This window comes from Streptococcus sp. 2_1_36FAA (genome assembly GCF_000161955.2).
Classification (GTDB): domain Bacteria; phylum Bacillota; class Bacilli; order Lactobacillales; family Streptococcaceae; genus Streptococcus; species Streptococcus gordonii.
Genome location: NZ_KI391974.1, coordinates 426,666 through 444,279 on the forward strand (window position 1 = coordinate 426,666; position 17,614 = coordinate 444,279).

The 17,614-nt window shown below is 39.2% G+C and carries 16 protein-coding genes and 1 pseudogene; 5 read left to right on the forward strand and 12 right to left on the reverse strand.

Annotation, left to right across the window (positions count from 1 at the left end; all coding sequences use genetic code 11):
- Positions 1-41: 41 nt before the first annotated feature.
- The 4 genes from HMPREF0847_RS04495 to ccpA all read right to left on the reverse strand — a co-directional run bounded on the left by HMPREF0847_RS04495 (position 42) and on the right by ccpA (position 3,902).
- Positions 42-404: a hypothetical protein gene (locus HMPREF0847_RS04495; protein WP_008809008.1), complete on the reverse strand. Its 363-nt coding sequence runs from the start codon at positions 402-404 to the stop codon at positions 42-44.
- Between the two features lie 35 nt (positions 405-439).
- A complete protein-coding gene (locus tag HMPREF0847_RS04500; protein ID WP_008809009.1) occupies positions 440-1,753 on the reverse strand; it encodes a glycosyltransferase family 4 protein in 1,314 nt (437 codons plus the stop codon).
- A 1-nt stretch (position 1,754) separates the two neighbouring features.
- Positions 1,755-2,753 (reverse strand): glycosyltransferase family 4 protein, encoded by a 999-nt coding sequence (locus HMPREF0847_RS04505; protein WP_008809010.1) that lies wholly within the window; start codon positions 2,751-2,753, stop codon positions 1,755-1,757.
- Between the two features lie 144 nt (positions 2,754-2,897).
- Complete coding sequence (gene ccpA, locus HMPREF0847_RS04510) at positions 2,898-3,902, reverse strand: catabolite control protein A (protein ID WP_008809011.1); 1,005 nt, start codon at positions 3,900-3,902, stop codon at positions 2,898-2,900.
- A 164-nt stretch (positions 3,903-4,066) separates the two neighbouring features.
- On the opposite strand from ccpA, the gene HMPREF0847_RS04515 reads away from it, so the two are divergent.
- Entirely contained in the window at positions 4,067-5,149 is a 1,083-nt protein-coding gene (locus HMPREF0847_RS04515) for a M24 family metallopeptidase (RefSeq protein ID WP_008809012.1), read from the forward strand.
- A 51-nt stretch (positions 5,150-5,200) separates the two neighbouring features.
- Here HMPREF0847_RS04515 and HMPREF0847_RS11430 read toward each other — a convergent pair.
- Positions 5,201-5,308: pseudogene (locus tag HMPREF0847_RS11430) on the reverse strand (DNA-entry nuclease); the annotation flags it as partial.
- Between the two features lie 288 nt (positions 5,309-5,596).
- On the opposite strand from HMPREF0847_RS11430, the gene HMPREF0847_RS04520 reads away from it, so the two are divergent.
- The 4 genes from HMPREF0847_RS04520 to HMPREF0847_RS04535 all read left to right on the forward strand — a co-directional run bounded on the left by HMPREF0847_RS04520 (position 5,597) and on the right by HMPREF0847_RS04535 (position 9,255).
- Positions 5,597-6,643 carry a FecCD family ABC transporter permease gene (locus tag HMPREF0847_RS04520; protein WP_008809013.1) on the forward strand — a complete coding sequence of 349 codons (1,047 nt, stop codon included), beginning with the start codon at positions 5,597-5,599 and terminating at the stop codon, positions 6,641-6,643.
- 1 nt (position 6,644) lies between these two features.
- Positions 6,645-7,400 carry an ABC transporter ATP-binding protein gene (locus HMPREF0847_RS04525; protein WP_008809014.1) on the forward strand — a complete coding sequence of 252 codons (756 nt, stop codon included), beginning with the start codon at positions 6,645-6,647 and terminating at the stop codon, positions 7,398-7,400.
- Between the two features lie 144 nt (positions 7,401-7,544).
- Positions 7,545-8,573 (forward strand): ABC transporter substrate-binding protein, encoded by a 1,029-nt coding sequence (locus HMPREF0847_RS04530; RefSeq protein ID WP_008809015.1) that lies wholly within the window; start codon positions 7,545-7,547, stop codon positions 8,571-8,573.
- Complete coding sequence (locus tag HMPREF0847_RS04535) at positions 8,554-9,255, forward strand: alpha/beta hydrolase-fold protein (RefSeq protein WP_008809016.1); 702 nt, start codon at positions 8,554-8,556, stop codon at positions 9,253-9,255. The genes HMPREF0847_RS04530 and HMPREF0847_RS04535 overlap by 20 nt, the downstream gene beginning before the upstream one ends.
- A 214-nt stretch (positions 9,256-9,469) precedes the next feature.
- On the opposite strand, the gene HMPREF0847_RS04540 is transcribed toward HMPREF0847_RS04535, so the two are convergent.
- The 7 genes from HMPREF0847_RS04540 to ppc form a co-directional block, all read right to left on the reverse strand.
- Entirely contained in the window at positions 9,470-10,309 is an 840-nt protein-coding gene (locus HMPREF0847_RS04540; RefSeq protein ID WP_008809017.1) for a DNA/RNA non-specific endonuclease, read from the reverse strand.
- Positions 10,310-10,353: 44 nt separating this feature from the next.
- Complete coding sequence (locus HMPREF0847_RS04545) at positions 10,354-10,542, reverse strand: DNA-directed RNA polymerase subunit beta (protein WP_020992673.1); 189 nt, start codon at positions 10,540-10,542, stop codon at positions 10,354-10,356.
- Complete coding sequence (murA, locus tag HMPREF0847_RS04550) at positions 10,535-11,815, reverse strand: UDP-N-acetylglucosamine 1-carboxyvinyltransferase (RefSeq protein WP_012000226.1); 1,281 nt, start codon at positions 11,813-11,815, stop codon at positions 10,535-10,537. Before murA ends, HMPREF0847_RS04545 begins: the two co-directional genes overlap by 8 nt.
- 39 nt (positions 11,816-11,854) lie before the next feature.
- On the reverse strand, positions 11,855-12,088 hold the full coding sequence (locus HMPREF0847_RS04555) for a DUF1146 family protein (protein WP_037622338.1): 234 nt from the start codon (positions 12,086-12,088) through the stop codon (positions 11,855-11,857).
- Positions 12,089-12,217: 129 nt separating this feature from the next.
- Positions 12,218-12,976, reverse strand: a complete 759-nt coding sequence (gene tpiA, locus HMPREF0847_RS04560) for a triose-phosphate isomerase (protein ID WP_020992674.1) — start codon at positions 12,974-12,976, stop codon at positions 12,218-12,220.
- 273 nt (positions 12,977-13,249) lie between these two features.
- On the reverse strand, positions 13,250-14,446 hold the full coding sequence (tuf, locus tag HMPREF0847_RS04565; RefSeq protein WP_020992675.1) for an elongation factor Tu: 1,197 nt from the start codon (positions 14,444-14,446) through the stop codon (positions 13,250-13,252).
- A 293-nt stretch (positions 14,447-14,739) separates the two neighbouring features.
- On the reverse strand, positions 14,740-17,586 hold the full coding sequence (ppc, locus tag HMPREF0847_RS04570; protein WP_008809023.1) for a phosphoenolpyruvate carboxylase: 2,847 nt from the start codon (positions 17,584-17,586) through the stop codon (positions 14,740-14,742).
- Positions 17,587-17,614: the final 28 nt, after the last annotated feature.

The window sequence follows — 17,614 nt, forward strand, 5'->3', positions numbered from 1 at the left end:
AGGAAACATTATAGCACGATTGAAAAAATTTGCAAGAACTTTTACATTTTTCTAGCTCTGCTATTTTTTCTCAGATGATAAAACAAATGCCCTAATCCATTACCAGACAGTGAAGAAAGAAAATAAACCAAGTGATAGAGAGGAATCCATTCTCCAAAGATAAAAATTGTCAGCAAAAACAGAAGGCCAACTAAAATAGAAAAATGCAATGAAAATCCATAAATTACTGCATATAGCAAGGATACTAATAGAGTGACAAGAGGTGAAAAGATAAGAATGTTTCCAACCACAAGGTTTTTACTTACCATTGAATCAAGTGGCAAATATATTGGCAAAATATCAAATATTAAATAGAAAAAAACAAGGGGAAGTAAGAAAAGAAATTCATTTTTTCTGTCTTTCATCCCCTCATCTCCTTTTCACCTTTCAAAGGGTCAACTTATTCTAGGTATTTGCGAATTTTTCTAATTTGTTTTCTTGAAGCCTTGATCATCCGAGTGGAACCATTTACCGGAAGAAGGATAATTTTACCCGGCAGTTTTATCATTGATTTTGCAAAGCGCTTTGTTCTTGTTTCATCCGGCCTAATTTCATTTTGAAAATCCTTAGAAATTCCTAAATCCAAATAAAATTCATAAACACGGCGCCCAAAATTTTCTGCTGAAATTTCATAGAGTTTATCTGCCAATCTCTCTTCGTCCATTTTAGGCGTTGTCATAACTGCTTCTAAAATAGCACCAGATAGGTCGTTGTCCTCATAATAAAGCGTCCCAAACATTTTATCCGTCACAACATTATCTAGATAAGGATTGCCATGTGCAATAATCGGTGTACCACTAGCAATACTTTCCAAATATGTTAGACCTTGTGTCTCACTAGTCGAGGCAGAAATAAAGAAATCAGCCGCCTTATAGTAAAGGGCAGTTTCATTTGGAGGAATCATACCTGTGAAAATGATAGAATCAGTAATACCTAAACTCTCAGCCTGTTCCTTCAAGTCCGCCAAATAAGGCCCATCTCCTGCTACTACCAATTTTACAGCAGCATTTTCTTTTAAGACATCTGGTAAAGCTGCAATAACTGCTTGAATATTTTTCTCATAGGAAACTCGAGACAAACTGAGCAACATAGTTTCTGAGTCATTGATTGCCAATTTCTTTCGTAAATCTTCAATATGATCTTTGGTGATTTCAGGTCGTTCAAACTTAGCCAAATCAATCCCTGTAGGAATGACCCTCTTTTCAGTTGTAACCTTGTAGCGTGTTAACAAATCATAGACGATCTCACTAGGACAAATCACACCATCCATATCATTCAAAAAACCACGGACGATATACTTAACCATACTAGGCCGAATCAGCATTCCATTTGCAATATAGCGGACGTAATCTTCATATTGAGTATGATAGGTATGCAGGACAGGAATCTTTAATTCCTTAGCAATCCAGACCCCTAACAACCCCAATGAAAATTCAGTCTGTGTGTGAATGATATCAAGCTGATACTGGCGAGCAATCTCTAAAGCCTTAGAAAAACCTCGGTATGCAACCCGACGATCTTTAAAGGCAAAAAAGGGTACACTCGGTATCCGAATAATCTGCCAATCCTCATAACGATTCACGTCTTTATCAGTTGTCGTAAAGATAAAAACTGTATGTCCTTGCTTTTCAAGTTCCGTCTTCAAAGTCCGAATACTCGTCGCCACACCCGAGACCTGAGGGAAATAGGTATCTGTAAAAAGACCAACTCGCATATTACATCTCCAATACTTTTCGATAGGCTTCTACTAGCTGATAGGCTACATCATCAATTGAACGACTTTGAGCCACTCGATAACCAGCTTCACGTTTATCAACTTGACCGTCTAGAACCTTTCGAAGTGACTCAACAAATTCATCAACATTATGACAAAGCTCAGCAGATTCTTCGCTAATCCATCCCTCATACACGGGAATATCTCGAAGAATGACATGTTGCTTGCTAGCTAGGGCTTCCAAGACCACAATACCTTCTGTCTCTTCGTATGATGGGAAAAAGAAGGCATCACTTCCTGACATAGCTCCTTGAAAAACAGCTCCCTTAAAATAGCCAGGGAACTCCACATTAGAAGGATGATCTTTTTCTACTAATCTACGAATCGAAGCTGGGATCAGCCACTTATTGATTGAGCCTAGCCAGATAAAACGAACATCTGGCATCCTTCTAGCCACTTCAACAAAGTCTTCTATTCCTTTTCGCTTAAAATAGAGACCTGCACAGACAACAACCTTTTGGCCTTCCTTAACTTGAAAATGTTCTCTAAAAACCTTTTCCTTTTTAGGATCCGCTTGGTATTTCCCAAGATCTATACCATTTGACACAGCAATAATCGGTGTCGTTACCCCGTAGCCTGCAATAAGCTTTTTAGAATACTCTGACGGTGTAATAACAAAGTCAGCCTTTTGATACATATGAGCCAGATATTTACCAAATAAAGGTGCAAAGAAATTTGACCCAATAAAAGAATTCTGAAAATCCTCCTTGGTAGAATGGCCATGCATAATAACCTTCTTCCCATGTCTCTTGGCGGCATGTAAGAGGAGCAAACTTCTTGGTCCATAAGTATTAATATGGACTACATCATAATCACCTAAAATATCTGTCGTATACGGAATACCAGCCAAGTCCAAGGCATGCATTTGGTGTTGCAAAGCTCGACCAATACCAGATTTTTCTAGAACTGATTTTCCTTCTAAATACAATAAAACTTTCATAAATACTATTATACCTGAAAGCAGAAAAAAATTAAACTTTAAATGGCAAAAGCAGGTATGGATCTCTCAATCCTATTGCTTTTCTTGCCAATAAGTAGCCTCAAACTGCATACAAAAAAAGCCACCAAATGGTGACTTTAACTTTTATTTTCTAGTTGAGTCCCGTTCGTAAATACCATGAGATAGAACAACTTCGCGTTCTTCCAACTCTTCCTTGTGCATAATTTTAGTCAGCATACGCATACTAATAGCACCTAAATCATATAAAGGCTGGCTGATAGTCGACAAATTTGGACGTGTATAGCGAGATATCTGTGAATCATCGCTAGTAATAATTTCAAAATCCTCTGGAATTTTTACTCCACGATCAGCTAGTCCGTTTAAAAGACCAGCTGCCAGCTCATCACCTGTAACAAAAGCAGCCGTTGCTTTAGAAGCAATTACTCGTTCAGCTAAATTATAGCCATCATCATAGCTATACTTAGACTCAAAAACAAGACCTTCGCTGTATGACAGCTTTTTACTCTTAAGAGCCGTTTTATAACCGGATAAGCGTACTTTTCCATTGATATCATCAACTAAAGGTCCGCATACAAAAGCAATTTTTTTATTGCGCTTAGCAAGGAATGTGATAGCATCAATTGTAGCCTGTTTATAATCTATATTAACACTTGGCAATTGGTGCTCCACATCAATAGTTCCAGCCAAGACAACTGGCGTGCGTGAGCGTGAAAATTCTGAACGAATCTTTTCAGTAAGGTGGTAACCCATAAAGATAATACCATCTACTTGCTTAGAAAAGAGAGTATTTACAACTGAAACTTCCTTATCATCATCCTCGTCACTATTTGCTAGGACGATATTGTATTTATACATCTCAGCAATATCATCAATTCCCTTGGCGAGTGTTGAGAAATAACTATTTGTAATACTTGGAATCACAACTCCAACTGTCGTAGTCTTCTTGCTAGCCAAACCACGAGCTACTGCATTTGGACGATAATCAAGACGATCAATTACTTCCAAAACTTTTTTCCGAGTGTTTTCTTTTACATTCTTGTTTCCATTAACTACACGACTAACTGTCGCCATAGAAACCCCTGCTTCACGGGCGACATCATAAATGGTTACTGTATCGTCTGTGTTCATATTGCTTCCTTTCTTAAAGTTGAAAATAACGTTTTCATATTCCTACCAAGAACATTTTATCACTTCTTGGAAACACTTTCAAGCATTTTGATGAGTTTATTTGAAAACTCTTGCTTTTTTAGCCATTTTTTGCCAAAATAGAGGCATAGAAAGAAGGTTTCATTATGACAAAATTGAATCAAATTCGTAATTTTCTTGAAAATGAGAAAAAAGACGCTGCAATCATTTCAGATCCAGTCACAATTCATTACTTAACCGGATTTTATAGTGACCCTCATGAACGTCAAATGTTTCTCTTTGTCTTCACAGATCAAGAACCTCTACTTTTTGTTCCCGCTTTAGAAGTAGAGCGTGCTTCTAGCACCGTTTCTTTTCCTGTAGTAGGTTATGTAGATTCTGAAAACCCTTGGCAAAAGATTAAGGCCACCTTACCAGTTGAAGCAGTTAAGGCTGTGGCTGTTGAATTTGACAACTTAATTTTAACTAAATACCACGGTTTGAAAACTGTTTTTGAGCAGGCTGACTTTACAAACCTTACACCATTTATTCAACGGATGCGACTCATTAAGTCTGCTGATGAAATCCAAAAAATGCTTGTAGCAGGCCAATATGCCGATAAGGCTGTTAACATTGGTTTTGACAATATTTCTTTGAATAAAACTGAAACTGATATCATTGCTCAAATTGACTTTGCCATCAAGCAAGAAGGATATGAAATGAGCTTTGAAACCATGGTCCTAACTGGAAATAATGCGGCCAACCCTCATGGTATCCCAGGAGCAAACAAAATTGAAAACAATGCCCTCCTACTCTTTGACTTAGGCTGTATGGTTAATGGCTATGCTAGTGATATGACGCGGACTGTTGCTGTTGGCCAACCTGACCAGTTCAAAAAAGATATCTACCATCTAACTCTAGAAGCCCAGCAAGCTGCACTTGACTTTATCAAACCAGGTGTAACAGCCCATGAAGTAGACCGAGCTGCTCGACAAGTTATCGAAAAAGCTGGTTATGGTGAGTATTTCAACCACCGTCTTGGTCATGGTATCGGTATGGATGTTCATGAATTTCCGTCTATCATGGAAGGTAACGAGATGGTTATTGAAGAAGGTATGTGCTTCTCTGTTGAACCAGGTATTTATATTCCTGGCAAGGTCGGTGTCCGCATCGAAGATTGTGGGTATGTCACTAAAAACGGATTTGAACTCTTCACTGAGACTAGAAAGGACTTGCTCTACTTTGATTAGAATAGCCAAAAGCACCCATTGCGGTGCTTTTTTTTCTAATTTGAAATCTACTTAGTCAACTGTTACTTCTCCAGTTCTATAGTTAATACGAATCCCGGTTTGAATATTCGGTATGAAAGTATTAAACTCGAGACTCCCATCGCTTGATTTGGTTTCCATACGAAAGATTACTCCTTTCTTTGCTTCTAATCGTTATTGGACTGAAATTTTTTACACTTTCTTAGATCATCTTGCTCTTAATTACAAGTCTGAACTCTATTGTTTGGGCTTTTTTTCTAAAAAATAAGAATCCTAAAAAACAGTCGACAACCATTTGGTGAAATTATTATATGTATAAATGATTAACTTTTCAAATCAGGTCTTCTCTTGCCCTTCTTTTTTTAAAATGATATAATTCCATTAAATTATCAGAATATTCTAAGATATTTTTGTTTTAAGGAGATATCTATGCCCTTCAAGAAAGTCAGAAGGAGAGGCTACCTTAGCTATCTTATTCTCTTACTATTTCTCATCATATTTTTGCTTTTTTCATTGTTTTTATCAGTTTCTTTAGGGGCTGTTAAAATCAATTTGTTAGATACCTACCGGATTGTATTTAGTAAGTTAGGCTGGGTCTCAGATACCGGAGATCTATCCAAATCAAGTATCGCTATCGTTTGGAATATTCGAGTCCCAAGAGTACTCCTTGCCATTATAGCAGGATCTGGACTTTCTATCTGCGGGTGTGTGATGCAGTCCACTGTCAACAACCCCATTGCCGAACCTTACATTCTGGGGATTTCTTCAGGAGCTACTTTTGGAGCTACGCTCAGTATTATTTTAGGTCTTAAAGCGTTCACTGGAGTTGCTGCTTTTACGGGAGCACTTTTAGCAACTGCTGCTGTTTTACTAATTGCCACCATGCAAGGAAAGTCGACAACATCCAGTCTGATTCTTTCCGGTACAGTAGTTAACGCCCTCTTTATCGCCTTTGCTAATTTTATCATTTCTCTTGGCGCCAATGCTGATAGCGCCTTGACTATCAAATTTTGGACTATGGGTTCTCTAGCAGGGGCATCTTGGTCGAATCTAACTTTTCCTGCTTTCATTGTTAGTCTTTCCCTTTTGTTCTTTTGGTCTCAATATCGAATTTTTAACGCCATGACGATGGGGGAAGAAATTGCTTTAACATTGGGTGTGCCCTTACGCTTTTATTGGTATATTTACATAACTATTGTAGCTATTATCACTGCTATGCTAGTAGCGTCTTGTGGAATTATTGGTTTTGTAGGATTGATCACTCCTCATTTAGCCAGAGCCCTAATAGGAAGCAATTATAAAGAAATCTTACCCATAGCCAGCCTTCTTGGAGCCCTCTTTGTTCTTTGGGCCGATGTTTTTTCCCGGATTTTAATAAAAAACTCTGAACTTCCGATTGGTATTTTTACCGCTTTAGTAGGAGCTCCCTTTTTTATCTATATGGTTGCTAAAAGTCGAAAGGAGGTGCTTAATTGAGATGGATCTAATTTGCGAAGATATTCACTATTCAATTGGCCAGAAAAAAATTTTAAATGGCATTTCTCTAAAAGTCGAAGGGAGAAAATTCCACACTATTCTTGGACCCAACGGCTGCGGTAAAACAACCCTATTGAAGACTATATATCGTCAAATTAAACCAGACACTGGTAAGATTTTTTTAAACGGAAGTCCATTAAAAAATTTGAGTTTAAAAGCAACCGCTAAAGGTATGGCAGTTCTCAGTCAATTTAACCAGTTGCAATTTGACACCACTGTTGAGGAAATCGTGTTACTGGGGCGAATCCCCCACCTATCTTTTTTACAGAGGGAACAAGAAGACGATTATGACCTGGTTCACCAATCTTTACTTAAAGTAGACATGGCTGACAAAGCCAAACGCTCCTACTCCTCCCTATCTGGAGGAGAAAAGCAAAGAGTCTTGTTGGCTAGAGCTCTAGCCCAGCAACCAAGTCTGCTCCTGTTAGATGAACCAACTAATCATCTGGATATTAGATATCAGCTGGATATTCTAAGTATTGTTAAAGACTTAGATATCAACGTATTGGCTGTTCTACACGATATTCAATTAGCTTGTCGCTACTCAGATTATTTGTATCTTATGAAAGGAGGTGAAATCCTATACCAAGGCATCCCTGAAGAAGTAATCTGTCAAGAATCACTGCAAGTCATTTTTGGTGTTCAAAGCAAGATCGCTTGGACCAGCGATCAACAAGCAATGATTCAGTATCTCTAAGAAACTATTTTCAGAGATGAATAGTTGAAGAAAAAATTGTTTCCAATGTGACTTTCTTATAATTAATGGAAACTTTTGGGTAGCCACTTTTTGAAAACCTTAGCCTAATCTAGCTATATTCACAACACATGAAAGGAAATGTATATGAAAAAAACACTCAGTATCTTACTCGTTGCAACTGCTGCACTGACAATGGCAGCCTGCAATTCCTCATCTAAGGAAAGTACGAAAGAAAGCTCAATTTCGCAATCTTCCTCAAAAACACAAAGCGCGAAAAAGAACACAGCAGAGACAAAATATCCAGTGACAATCAAAACCTACGATGCCGAAGGAAAAGAGATTGATCAGGTCTTTGAAAAGGCACCGGAAAAGGTCATCACCAATAACCTTTCAACGACCGAAATCTTGATTGAACTAGGCTTGAAAGACAAGATTGCTGGTATGCTCAATCCAGACAATGATGTCACAGATAAATACAAGGCTGATATTGCCACCATTCCGCAGGTCGGCGACAAGAAAACCGTATCACAGGAAACTGTGCTATCCTATGAGCCAGACGCTCTTCTTGGTCGAAACATGATGTTTTCTGAGAAGTCTCTGGGGACAATCAGTGCCTGGAATGAAAACAAAATCCCCGTCTATACACAGAAGGCTTCCCTATCTAATATCAAGCAAGACCTAGGCAATATCGTTGAAGATGTTAAAAATATAGGAACCATCTTTAATGTCCAAGACAAGGCCAATCAGTATGCTGACCAGCTGCAGGCAAGAATTGATAGTGTCAAGAAAGCTAATAAGGCTAGCCAAGGCGAAAAGAAAAAAGCGCTCATCATGTGTGCCTACAACGATGAGACTTTCGGTGCCTATAAATCTGCCCTGCAGGAGAGCCTGCTTAACCAGCTCGGCTATACCAATGTAGCGACTGGAACCTCTGACCTAACCTTGGAAAATCTGGTCTCTATGGATCCAGAAGTCATCATCTACGTAACCAGCGACCGCAACAAGTCCATGGATGAGCAAGCAGTTGATCTAATGAAAGCCAATCCAGTTCTGGAAGATGTCCCAGCGGTCAAGAATCAGAAAATCATGACCATCTCCTATGATGAATTCATGGATTATGGTCCTGCTGTAATCGACTCTCTTGAGAAAATCAATGACTTTGTCAATAAATAAGACCTTTGTCTGGGAGGGTATCACTGTCAATATTACTCTGCCCCAAGATTATGACGGATCACGACCTTATCCAGCAATCTTGCTAAATGATGGCCAGATAAACTACCTGAGCAAGCTTTCTCCATCGGTAATCTTGATTGGACTGATATCAAACAACAGGCTGGACGATTTTACACCCTGGAAAGCCAATGCTCTAAAGCCTGGCAATCCTGATTTTGGTGGCAAAGCAGATAGTTACCATCAAAAGCTCTTCAGCGGTATATTAAAAGAAATCAGACAGCACTACCTACTGGATGATAAGAGAATTGCCTATGGTGGCTACTCTCTCGGTGGACTAGCGGCTGTTTATAGTCTCTATAGTGTCTGCGAAGTTCCCTGTGTCTTTTCTATCTGCGGTTCCTTTTGGTATCCAGATTTTACCGACTATTGCCAGACACAGGACTTGAAAAACAAGGACTGTCTGGTTTATTTGCAGAATGGAAAGACAGAAGGTGCTCATCATTCTAATCGCTTGGCTAAAGCACCGTTCTATGCCAAACTGGTCCACAGTGTCATTCAAAATCAGATAACTGACACTTACTCTGTCTTTGATTCTTATGGACATCATGATGCTCTTCAATCAAGATATGATTCCTTTATAAAATGGTTAGTTCAAAACTGGAATATAGAAACAACTAGTTAACTATCTTTCTTGAAAACTTTAATCTAATCAAGGAACTATATTGAGAAACACTTTTAATTCATATCAAAGTAGATAGCTTATACATTTCTTCCTCTCTTCTAATTTTAGAAAGATGATAAAAAGCACCAGATTTACTTCCCCCTAAGATTTAGATAGAAATAATCTAAAGACTAGGGTAGGGTAAAATTGGTGCTTTTTCTGTCTTAAAGTATAACTACTCTACTGTTACTTCTCCAGTTCTATAGTTGATACGAATCCCGGTTTGAATATTCGGAACGAAGACATTAAACTCGAGGCTCCCGTCGCTGGACTTTGCTTCCAAATGAGAGCCTACTGCTATCAAGTCATCAGGATTAGCATAAATCAAGGTTACCCGATAACGAACTCGCTTCTTTTTATCCAAAGCCTTCCGAATCAAGCTTTCATAAAAATTTTGCCCAGTAGATGAAGGACTGTTTGCCTGATTTGCCCAAGCTGTTTGGACAGCGATATTCTCTGGGTTACTTGTAGAAGCATCGAAGTTCTTTAAGCCTCCGACTAAAGAATAAGCTAATAAATGCCCTCGGTCAACAGCATGATTAAAATCTCCACTAAGATTTCTCACTTGATGCCAGCCGGCAGGAACCCAACTTGTCGTCCCGTTTCCTGTTTCTTCTCGATTTTTGTATTGTCTAGTCTGTTTAGAAAGCAGTGCATTCCCAATTATTGGTACTAACTGTCCCTGAACTGACTTCGTTTGATTTTGTGCATAAGGCTGACTGGCAATATCAGCATTCAGGTCTGTCTTGTTGCCATTAATAATAAAAGCACCTGCCTGATTCCATTCTATGCTACCTTTTAATTGCTTACGAACAGAATCAGTCAATACACTCTGAGATAGTGCTTGCTCGGGAGTTGAGATATCCCTTCTTCCTGTTCTTTGAACCTGTGGATTAGACTTTATCTTATCCTGATTCTGATGGTTTGAGAAATAATTAGCACCAGCTATCAGAACAAGCGCCAGAATCAGTCCTACTATGCTTTGAAAGAGTTTCTCTTCTTGTTTCTTCTTCATTTTTTCCTCATAAAAATAGGAGCGGACAAACTGCCCTATACTCCTTATTTACCTGTGAATTTATTAATAATGCTCTGCCATTTATCAGGTGATAAGATGGACCAAGGATTATCGCCACCACCAATCACACCATAACCAATAACTAAACCAATAGCAAAGACAAGGAGTCCCAATAAAATCACTAAGAGAACAATCCCAACTTGTTTCGCTACATATTTCAACTCATCATTCATCGTCATCTTCCTTCACACGCTTGATGTTGGCTCCTAGAGCAGCCAATTTCTCATGGAAAAGATAGTAACCACGATCTAAATGCTCTAATTTGCTAACCTTGGTTTCCCCACTAGCGATAAGGCCAGTCAAAATTAAGGCCGCACTAGCCCTTAAGTCAGTAGACATGACCTCTGCTCCTTGAAGCTTCTGCCCTCCAACAATTCTTGCTGTATCCCGCATAATTTCAGAGTGCAAGCCCATACGACGCATCTCTTCTAAATGTTGGAAGCGATTTTCAAAGACTGTCTCAATCATAGTTGATTCGCCACGAACTACCGTCATCAAGGCAGTAAACTGAGCCTGCATATCCGTTGGAAAACCTGGGTGAGGCAGGGTTTTAACACTAACGGCTTTTAAGCGAGATAGATCTGATTGAATCCGGATTCCCTCTTCTTCTTCAGTTACTGATACACCCATTTCCTGTAGCTTAGCTAGCAAAGGACGATTGTGTTCCCAAATCGCATCCTGAATCAGAACATCACCACCTGTCATAGCAGCAGCAACCATAAATGTTCCCGCTTCAATTCGATCCTGAACAACGCTATGTTTGGTTCCCGTTAATTCTTTGACTCCAAGAATAGTTAAAGTCTCAGTTCCTGCACCACGGATCTTTGCCCCCATTTTATTGAGCAAGACAGCTAGATCAACAATCTCTGGTTCCCTAGCAGCATTTTCAATAACAGTTGTTCCTTCAGCCAGTGTAGCAGCCATCATAATATTCTGAGTCGCGCCTACACTCGGGAAATCCATATAAATATGTGCTCCGTGCAACTTATCTGCTTTTGCTTCAATATAACCGGCTGTCTGAGTAATCTCAGCCCCCATTGCTTCAAGGCCTTTCAGATGTAAATCAATTGGACGACTCCCAATCGTACAGCCACCAGGCATTGATACTTTAGCATGTCCATTACGCGCCAAGATAGGCCCTAGGACAACAATAGATGCCCTCATCTTGCTGACATACTTATAGGGCGCTTCTTCTGTAATATCTTGACTAGCATCGACCACAATCTCATGCTCATCCTGATTGAAGTCTACAGTAGTATTTAAACCGCGAACAACATTGTTCATGGTAAAGACGTCTGATAGAACAGGTACATTTGTTAAAATCGTTTTTCCTTTACTTGCCAAGACGGTTGCAGCCAAAAGAGGCAAGACCGCATTCTTTGCACCCTCGATTTGTACTGTTCCAACTAAGCGATTATTTCCACCTTGAATAATAATTTTATCCATATATACTCCCTTACTCATTCATTGTTTCTAGTTTCTCTCTTATTTTACGTTTCCATTCAAAATATCAAAACTCACTTGATAAATACTTAGGAAAAAGAGACTAACCAGATAACCAAGCGCAATACTCAAGAATAGAATGAGTAAGCGAATTTTTAAAGCATTATCAGCATTTACTTTCAAGAGCCTCTCCCAGTTAACAAGGCTAGATAATAACTGATGAGACAAAAAAATAAATAGTAGATGACTGCTAAGCGTAAAAACTATTTGAATCATAGACCTATTATACCAAAAATACTAAATAATGGGAAATGATCTTTACTTATTCCCTCTCGCCTCGTTCTTGAAGCAAGTTCTGACAGAAAAAAGCTTGTTGCCTTACAGCAACAAGCTTATGTCTAATCATTATTTTACAAAATCAAGCAATGCCAAGAAGCTTTCAGCTTCAAGTGACGCACCACCAACAAGGGCACCGTCAACGTCTGGGCAAGCCATGTATGAAGCAACGTTCTCAGGTTTAACTGAACCACCGTATTGAACACGAACTTTGTCCGCAACTTCTTGACCGAAGTCTGCAGCTACAACGTCACGAACAACTTTACACATTTTTTGTGCGTCATCTTGTGAAGCTGATTTACCAGTACCGATAGCCCAGATTGGCTCGTAAGCGATAACTGATGCAGCAACTTGTTCAGCTGTCAATCCAGCCAATGCAGCAGATACTTGAGCACCTACGAATTCAGCAGCTTTACCAGCTTCGTAAGTTTCAAGTGACTCACCGCAACAAATGATTGGAAGCATACCGTTTGCAAAGATTGCTTTTGCTTTTTTGTTAATATCTTCGTCAGTTTCATGGAAGTAGTCACGACGTTCTGAGTGACCGATAACAACGTAGTCTGTACCGATTTCTTTCAAAACTTGTGGGCTAGTTTCACCAGTGAAAGCACCTGAATTTTCAAAGTAGCAGTTTTGAGCAGCAACTTTAAGGTTTGAACCTTTAGCAGCAGCAAGAACAGCTGTCAAATCAACTGCAGGAGCTGCGATACCTGCTTCAACAAGGTCTGATGAAGGAAGTTTTGATGCAACGGCTTCAACGAATGCTTTTGCTTCTTCTGGATTTTTGTTCATTTTCCAGTTACCAGCGATAAATGGTTTACGTGACATTTCACATACCTCTTTTTTCATTTTATTTTCATGTTCCATTGTATCACAGTTGGCTCAATAAATAAAGGCGCTTGCTAAGTTTTTATCAAATTGAAACGGCTAAAATACTGCTCTCTATTTTATAAAAGACCTTGCTATATGTCCATTATGAAGCTAAATACATTGGTGTTAGGAATATTAGTAAACAAATCCTTCTTTCAAAAGAATATAAAAAAACCCGCATAAGCGGGTTTAGTGTCTGACTTAAATTGTTAATCTGGTAACTTAATTGAATTAAGCTTCGATTTCTGTAACCATACCTGAACCAACAGTACGTCCACCTTCACGGATAGAGAAAGTAGTACCTTGTTCAACGGCGATTGGGTGGATCAATTCAACTTCGATAGTTACGTTATCACCAGGCATTACCATTTCAGTACCTGCTGGAAGTTCGATTGAACCTGTAACGTCAGTTGTACGGAAGTAGAACTGTGGACGGTAGTTGTTGAAGAATGGAGTGTGACGTCCACCTTCTTCTTTAGTAAGGATATAAACTTCACCTTTGAATTTAGTGTGTGGGTTGATTGAACCTGGTTTAGCAATAACTTGTCCACGTTCGATTTCATCACGTTGGATACCACGGAGAAGCACACCTACGTTGTCCCCTGCAAGACCTTCGTCAAGCTGTTTACGGAACATTTCAACACCAGTAACAACTGCTTTTTGGATTTCTTCTTTGATACCAACGATTTCGATTTCGTCGTTAACTTTAACGATACCACGGTCGATACGTCCTGAAGCAACTGTACCACGTCCAGTGATTGAGAATACGTCTTCGACTGGAAGAAGCAATGGTTTGTCAGTGTCGCGTTCTGGTTCTGGAATGTATTCATCAACAGTGTTCATCAATTCCATGATGATATCTTCGTATTTAGAGTCACCTTCAAGAGCTTTAAGAGCTGAACCTTGGATAACTGGAAGATCGTCACCTGGGAAGTCGTATTCTGACAAGAGATCACGGATTTCCATTTCAACCAATTCAAGCAATTCTTCATCGTCAACCAAGTCAACTTTGTTCATGAACACGATCAAGTGTTTAACACCAACTTGGCGAGAAAGAAGGATGTGCTCACGAGTTTGTGGCATAGGACCATCAGTTGAAGCTACTACAAGGATAGCTCCGTCCATTTGAGCGGCACCAGTGATCATGTTTTTAACGTAGTCCGCGTGTCCTGGAGCGTCGATGTGAGCGTAGTGACGTTTTTCAGTTTCGTACTCAACGTGCGCAGTGTTGATAGTGATACCGCGTTCGCGTTCTTCTGGAGCAGCATCGATAGACGCATAGTCTTTTGGTTGGTTAACTGCTGAAGGCAAGCGACGTGCCAATACAGTTGTGATAGCTGCTGTCAAAGTAGTTTTACCGTGGTCAACGTGTCCGATAGTACCAATGTTAACGTGTGGTTTACTACGATCGTATTTTTCTTTTGCCATTTGAGTAAAAGCCTCCAATAAAATATATTTTATAGATAGACAGTAGGCAATACAGTCTAACTTTCCTTACTATTTTATCAAATTCTAGTGAAATTGCAAGCCTTTTACACATTTTTTGTGAATTAACCTTTTCTAATAGAAAGCTCAACTTATATCAGACAAGTTAACTGCTAGCGTATATTCTAAAACTCATCATCTGCTTCTCTTCTTACTTCCTTGAAAGATCTAAGAAAACTACAAAAATGATTTAATCGATTAAAAAAAATCGGAAATATTTCCGATTTTTCTTCGTATTAACCTGAGTTTCGCAAACCAGTCGCAATACCATTAATAGTGATGTGAATCAGCTTCTCTTGATCAGGCGTGAGCTGACCATTGCGTTGACGTTTAATCAGCTCTAGTTGAATATAGTTCAAAACATTAAAGTAAGGCATACGATAGTCCAAGCTGTCTCTTAGATAAGTATTTTCAGCCAAGAGTTCATCGTGTCCTTCAATCTCAAGAATAACATTCTTAGTTAGTTGCCACTCATCCAAGATAATATTGAAAATATCCCGAACATTCTGATCTTCGCATAACTGAGCATATTCAAAAGCAATGTTCATATTGGACTTAGAAAGGACCATGTCTACATTTGATAATAGAGATTTGAAGAATGGCCATCTCTTGTACATAAGTTGTAGAAAGGCAAGGTTATTTTCTGGATCTTGATCGATAAATTCCTTGAAACTTGAGCCAACACCGTACCAACCAGGGAACATCACTCGACTTTGAGACCAGGAGAAGACCCATGGGATCGCTCGAAGACCACCGATTTCAGTAATCGTTTTACGAGCTGCAGGACGAGAGCCAATATTGAAGCTAGAAATCGCTTTGATTGGACTAGATTCAAAGAAATAATCATAAAAGCGCTCGTCTCCAAAGACTAAATCACGATAAATCTGATAGCTTCGCTCGACAACCTGATCCATGATCCGCTCATATTTATTGGATGTATGGGCATCACTTTTCTTATGTGTTACCATTCGATTGATTGCTGCAGAAACGAGCATTTCCAAGTTATAGTAGGCTGCATCTTTATTACCATATTTGTTTCCAATAACTTCCCCTTGTTCAGTAAGGCGGATACGGTCGTTGATACTTCGTAGGGGTTGAGAGGTGATCGCTTCATAGGTTGGTCCGCCACCGCGTCCCACCGTACCTCCCCGACCATGGAAGAAGGTAATTTTAACACCAAATTTATCACCGATAGCAGTCAGCTGTTGCTGAGCCTTATAGAGAGTCCAGCAAGAAGATAGGTAACCACCATCTTTATTACTGTCTGAGTAACCCAACATGATTTCTTGGTAATTATTCTTAGAGGCAATCCACTTCTGAACAATAGGTAAAGATAGGTACTTCTCCATTGTATCGCATGAATTGTCCAAATCTTCAATGGTTTCAAAAAGAGGAACAATCTGTACTCGAGTCCCATTTTCATCAATCAGTCCTACTTCTTTCAGCATAATAGCCAACTCCAGCAGGTCTGATACACTGGTCGAGTGAGAAATGATGTTCTGCTTGATGACTTCTTCCCCAAGTGCATCTTTCAGCTGTCGAGCAGTCTTGAAAATTTCTAATTCTTTTTGCAAAAGTTCGGACTTAGGCTCATGAGTAGCTGATAAAATGCGAGGATCCTCAAGCAATTGCTTAAGTAGTACCTGACATTTTTCTTCTTCAGATAAGCTGCTGTAATCTTTTACAATGTTTGCTGATGCCAAGAGTTCAGCCACACAAGCCTCATGAACACTGGAATCTTGTCGCATATCAATGCTGGCTAAGAAGAAGCCAAAAACATCTACTGCTTGTAAAAGTTCAGTCAGGTCTCCTGTCACTAAAGCCTCACCATGATGTTCGATAAGAGAATCATAAATGACCTGTAAGTCTTCTTTGAATTCTTTTGCAGTTTTGTAAGAAGGTGTTTCCTCCTTCTTCAACTCAGTTAAGGTTTCACTGATACGAGACTGAATATAGTTTGGAATAATTTCCCGTCCCTTATTACTCACAGAAGGAGTTGTCTTGGCAGATAATGTTTTCTCAGCTTGATCAGTCAAGCGCTGACCTTCATTAGAAAAGTTTCCTTCTTTCAGGTACAGCAAGGTCTGAATCAGCTTGGACTGAATATAGTGGAAGGCACGGCGGTAAGGCTCATTTTCACGATAAACAGATTTATCAGTTGACAAAGCAGCCATTTCTGCTACTGCCTGACTAGTTTCTGAGAGATTTGTTGACAGAGAAAAAGTACGATAAAGTGTATAAACCTTGTCAATGTAATAGTTGAGAATGACTTCACTCTGGAGAGTGGCTGATAATTTCAAAGTTTCTGCCGTTACAAAAGGATTCCCATCCCGGTCACCACCAATCCACATTCCCATGGTAATAGGTTTAGGATTATCCAACTTGATACCCCGCTCTTCTGCCAAGCGTTTGTATTCGACCATAAAATTGGTAATGGCTTGTAGGAAAGAGCTGTTGTAGTATTCCATAACATTGGTAATTTCATTGGTTACTTTTAGCTTCTTATCCCGAATCATATCTGTCTGCATCATGAGCTCGATATAACGACGAAGGTTGCCTAGCCACTTCTTCTCATTAACCAGACCAGCCTTAACATCTCGATGCTGACGCAAAAGGGTGTGAATATGATTTGTCAGATCCAGCATTGTCTTTCTTTGAACTTGAGTTGGGTGAGCTGTCAGTACCGGAACAACATTTAAATTCTCTAGAATTTCTTTTGCATTCTCCCGCGTTGAAATCAAGTCAATAGTTGTTGACAGCTTTCCAAGATAATCTTGGTCGATATTGTTCTGATGGTTGATTTCATAAGCTAGATCAACGTCTTCAGAAATATTAATCAAGAGTGGCAGAATAGAAAAATAACGAGAAATATAGACCATTTCTTCTGTTGTTAGTTCTTCTACGATTTCCTTTAGTTCCTGGTATTTGGAGTGAACAGCTAAGTCCTGCATCATTTCAATCTTTTCGAATGTCTCAGGACTAAGAATTTTACGCGTAACATCAGTAAGTAAGTCCGTCAAAATGGAAACTTCTTCTCGAATAACATCTTTATTACTAAAGCTTTCTAACTTATTAAATGACATGGTCTGAACCTTTCTATTTAAGGACAAA

Bases quoted from the DNA above. Each gene is read 5' to 3' on its own strand.
- ppc (WP_008809023.1), bottom strand. From the start codon at position 17,586: ATGTCATTTAATAAGTTAGAAAGCTTTAGTAATAAAGATGTTATTCGA.
- HMPREF0847_RS04535 (WP_008809016.1), top strand. From the start codon at position 8,554: ATGACTTTGTCAATAAATAAGACCTTTGTCTGGGAGGGTATCACTGTC.
- HMPREF0847_RS04505 (WP_008809010.1), bottom strand. From the start codon at position 2,753: ATGAAAGTTTTATTGTATTTAGAAGGAAAATCAGTTCTAGAAAAATCT.
- HMPREF0847_RS04520 (WP_008809013.1), top strand. From the start codon at position 5,597: ATGCCCTTCAAGAAAGTCAGAAGGAGAGGCTACCTTAGCTATCTTATT.
- tuf (WP_020992675.1), bottom strand. From the start codon at position 14,446: ATGGCAAAAGAAAAATACGATCGTAGTAAACCACACGTTAACATTGGT.
- HMPREF0847_RS04540 (WP_008809017.1), bottom strand. From the start codon at position 10,309: ATGAAGAAGAAACAAGAAGAGAAACTCTTTCAAAGCATAGTAGGACTG.
- HMPREF0847_RS04500 (WP_008809009.1), bottom strand. From the start codon at position 1,753: ATGCGAGTTGGTCTTTTTACAGATACCTATTTCCCTCAGGTCTCGGGT.
- HMPREF0847_RS04495 (WP_008809008.1), bottom strand. From the start codon at position 404: ATGAAAGACAGAAAAAATGAATTTCTTTTCTTACTTCCCCTTGTTTTT.
- tpiA (WP_020992674.1), bottom strand. From the start codon at position 12,976: ATGTCACGTAAACCATTTATCGCTGGTAACTGGAAAATGAACAAAAAT.
- HMPREF0847_RS04515 (WP_008809012.1), top strand. From the start codon at position 4,067: ATGACAAAATTGAATCAAATTCGTAATTTTCTTGAAAATGAGAAAAAA.
- murA (WP_012000226.1), bottom strand. From the start codon at position 11,815: ATGGATAAAATTATTATTCAAGGTGGAAATAATCGCTTAGTTGGAACA.
- HMPREF0847_RS04530 (WP_008809015.1), top strand. From the start codon at position 7,545: ATGAAAAAAACACTCAGTATCTTACTCGTTGCAACTGCTGCACTGACA.
- HMPREF0847_RS04545 (WP_020992673.1), bottom strand. From the start codon at position 10,542: ATGAATGATGAGTTGAAATATGTAGCGAAACAAGTTGGGATTGTTCTC.
- HMPREF0847_RS04555 (WP_037622338.1), bottom strand. From the start codon at position 12,088: ATGATTCAAATAGTTTTTACGCTTAGCAGTCATCTACTATTTATTTTT.
- ccpA (WP_008809011.1), bottom strand. From the start codon at position 3,902: ATGAACACAGACGATACAGTAACCATTTATGATGTCGCCCGTGAAGCA.
- HMPREF0847_RS04525 (WP_008809014.1), top strand. From the start codon at position 6,645: ATGGATCTAATTTGCGAAGATATTCACTATTCAATTGGCCAGAAAAAA.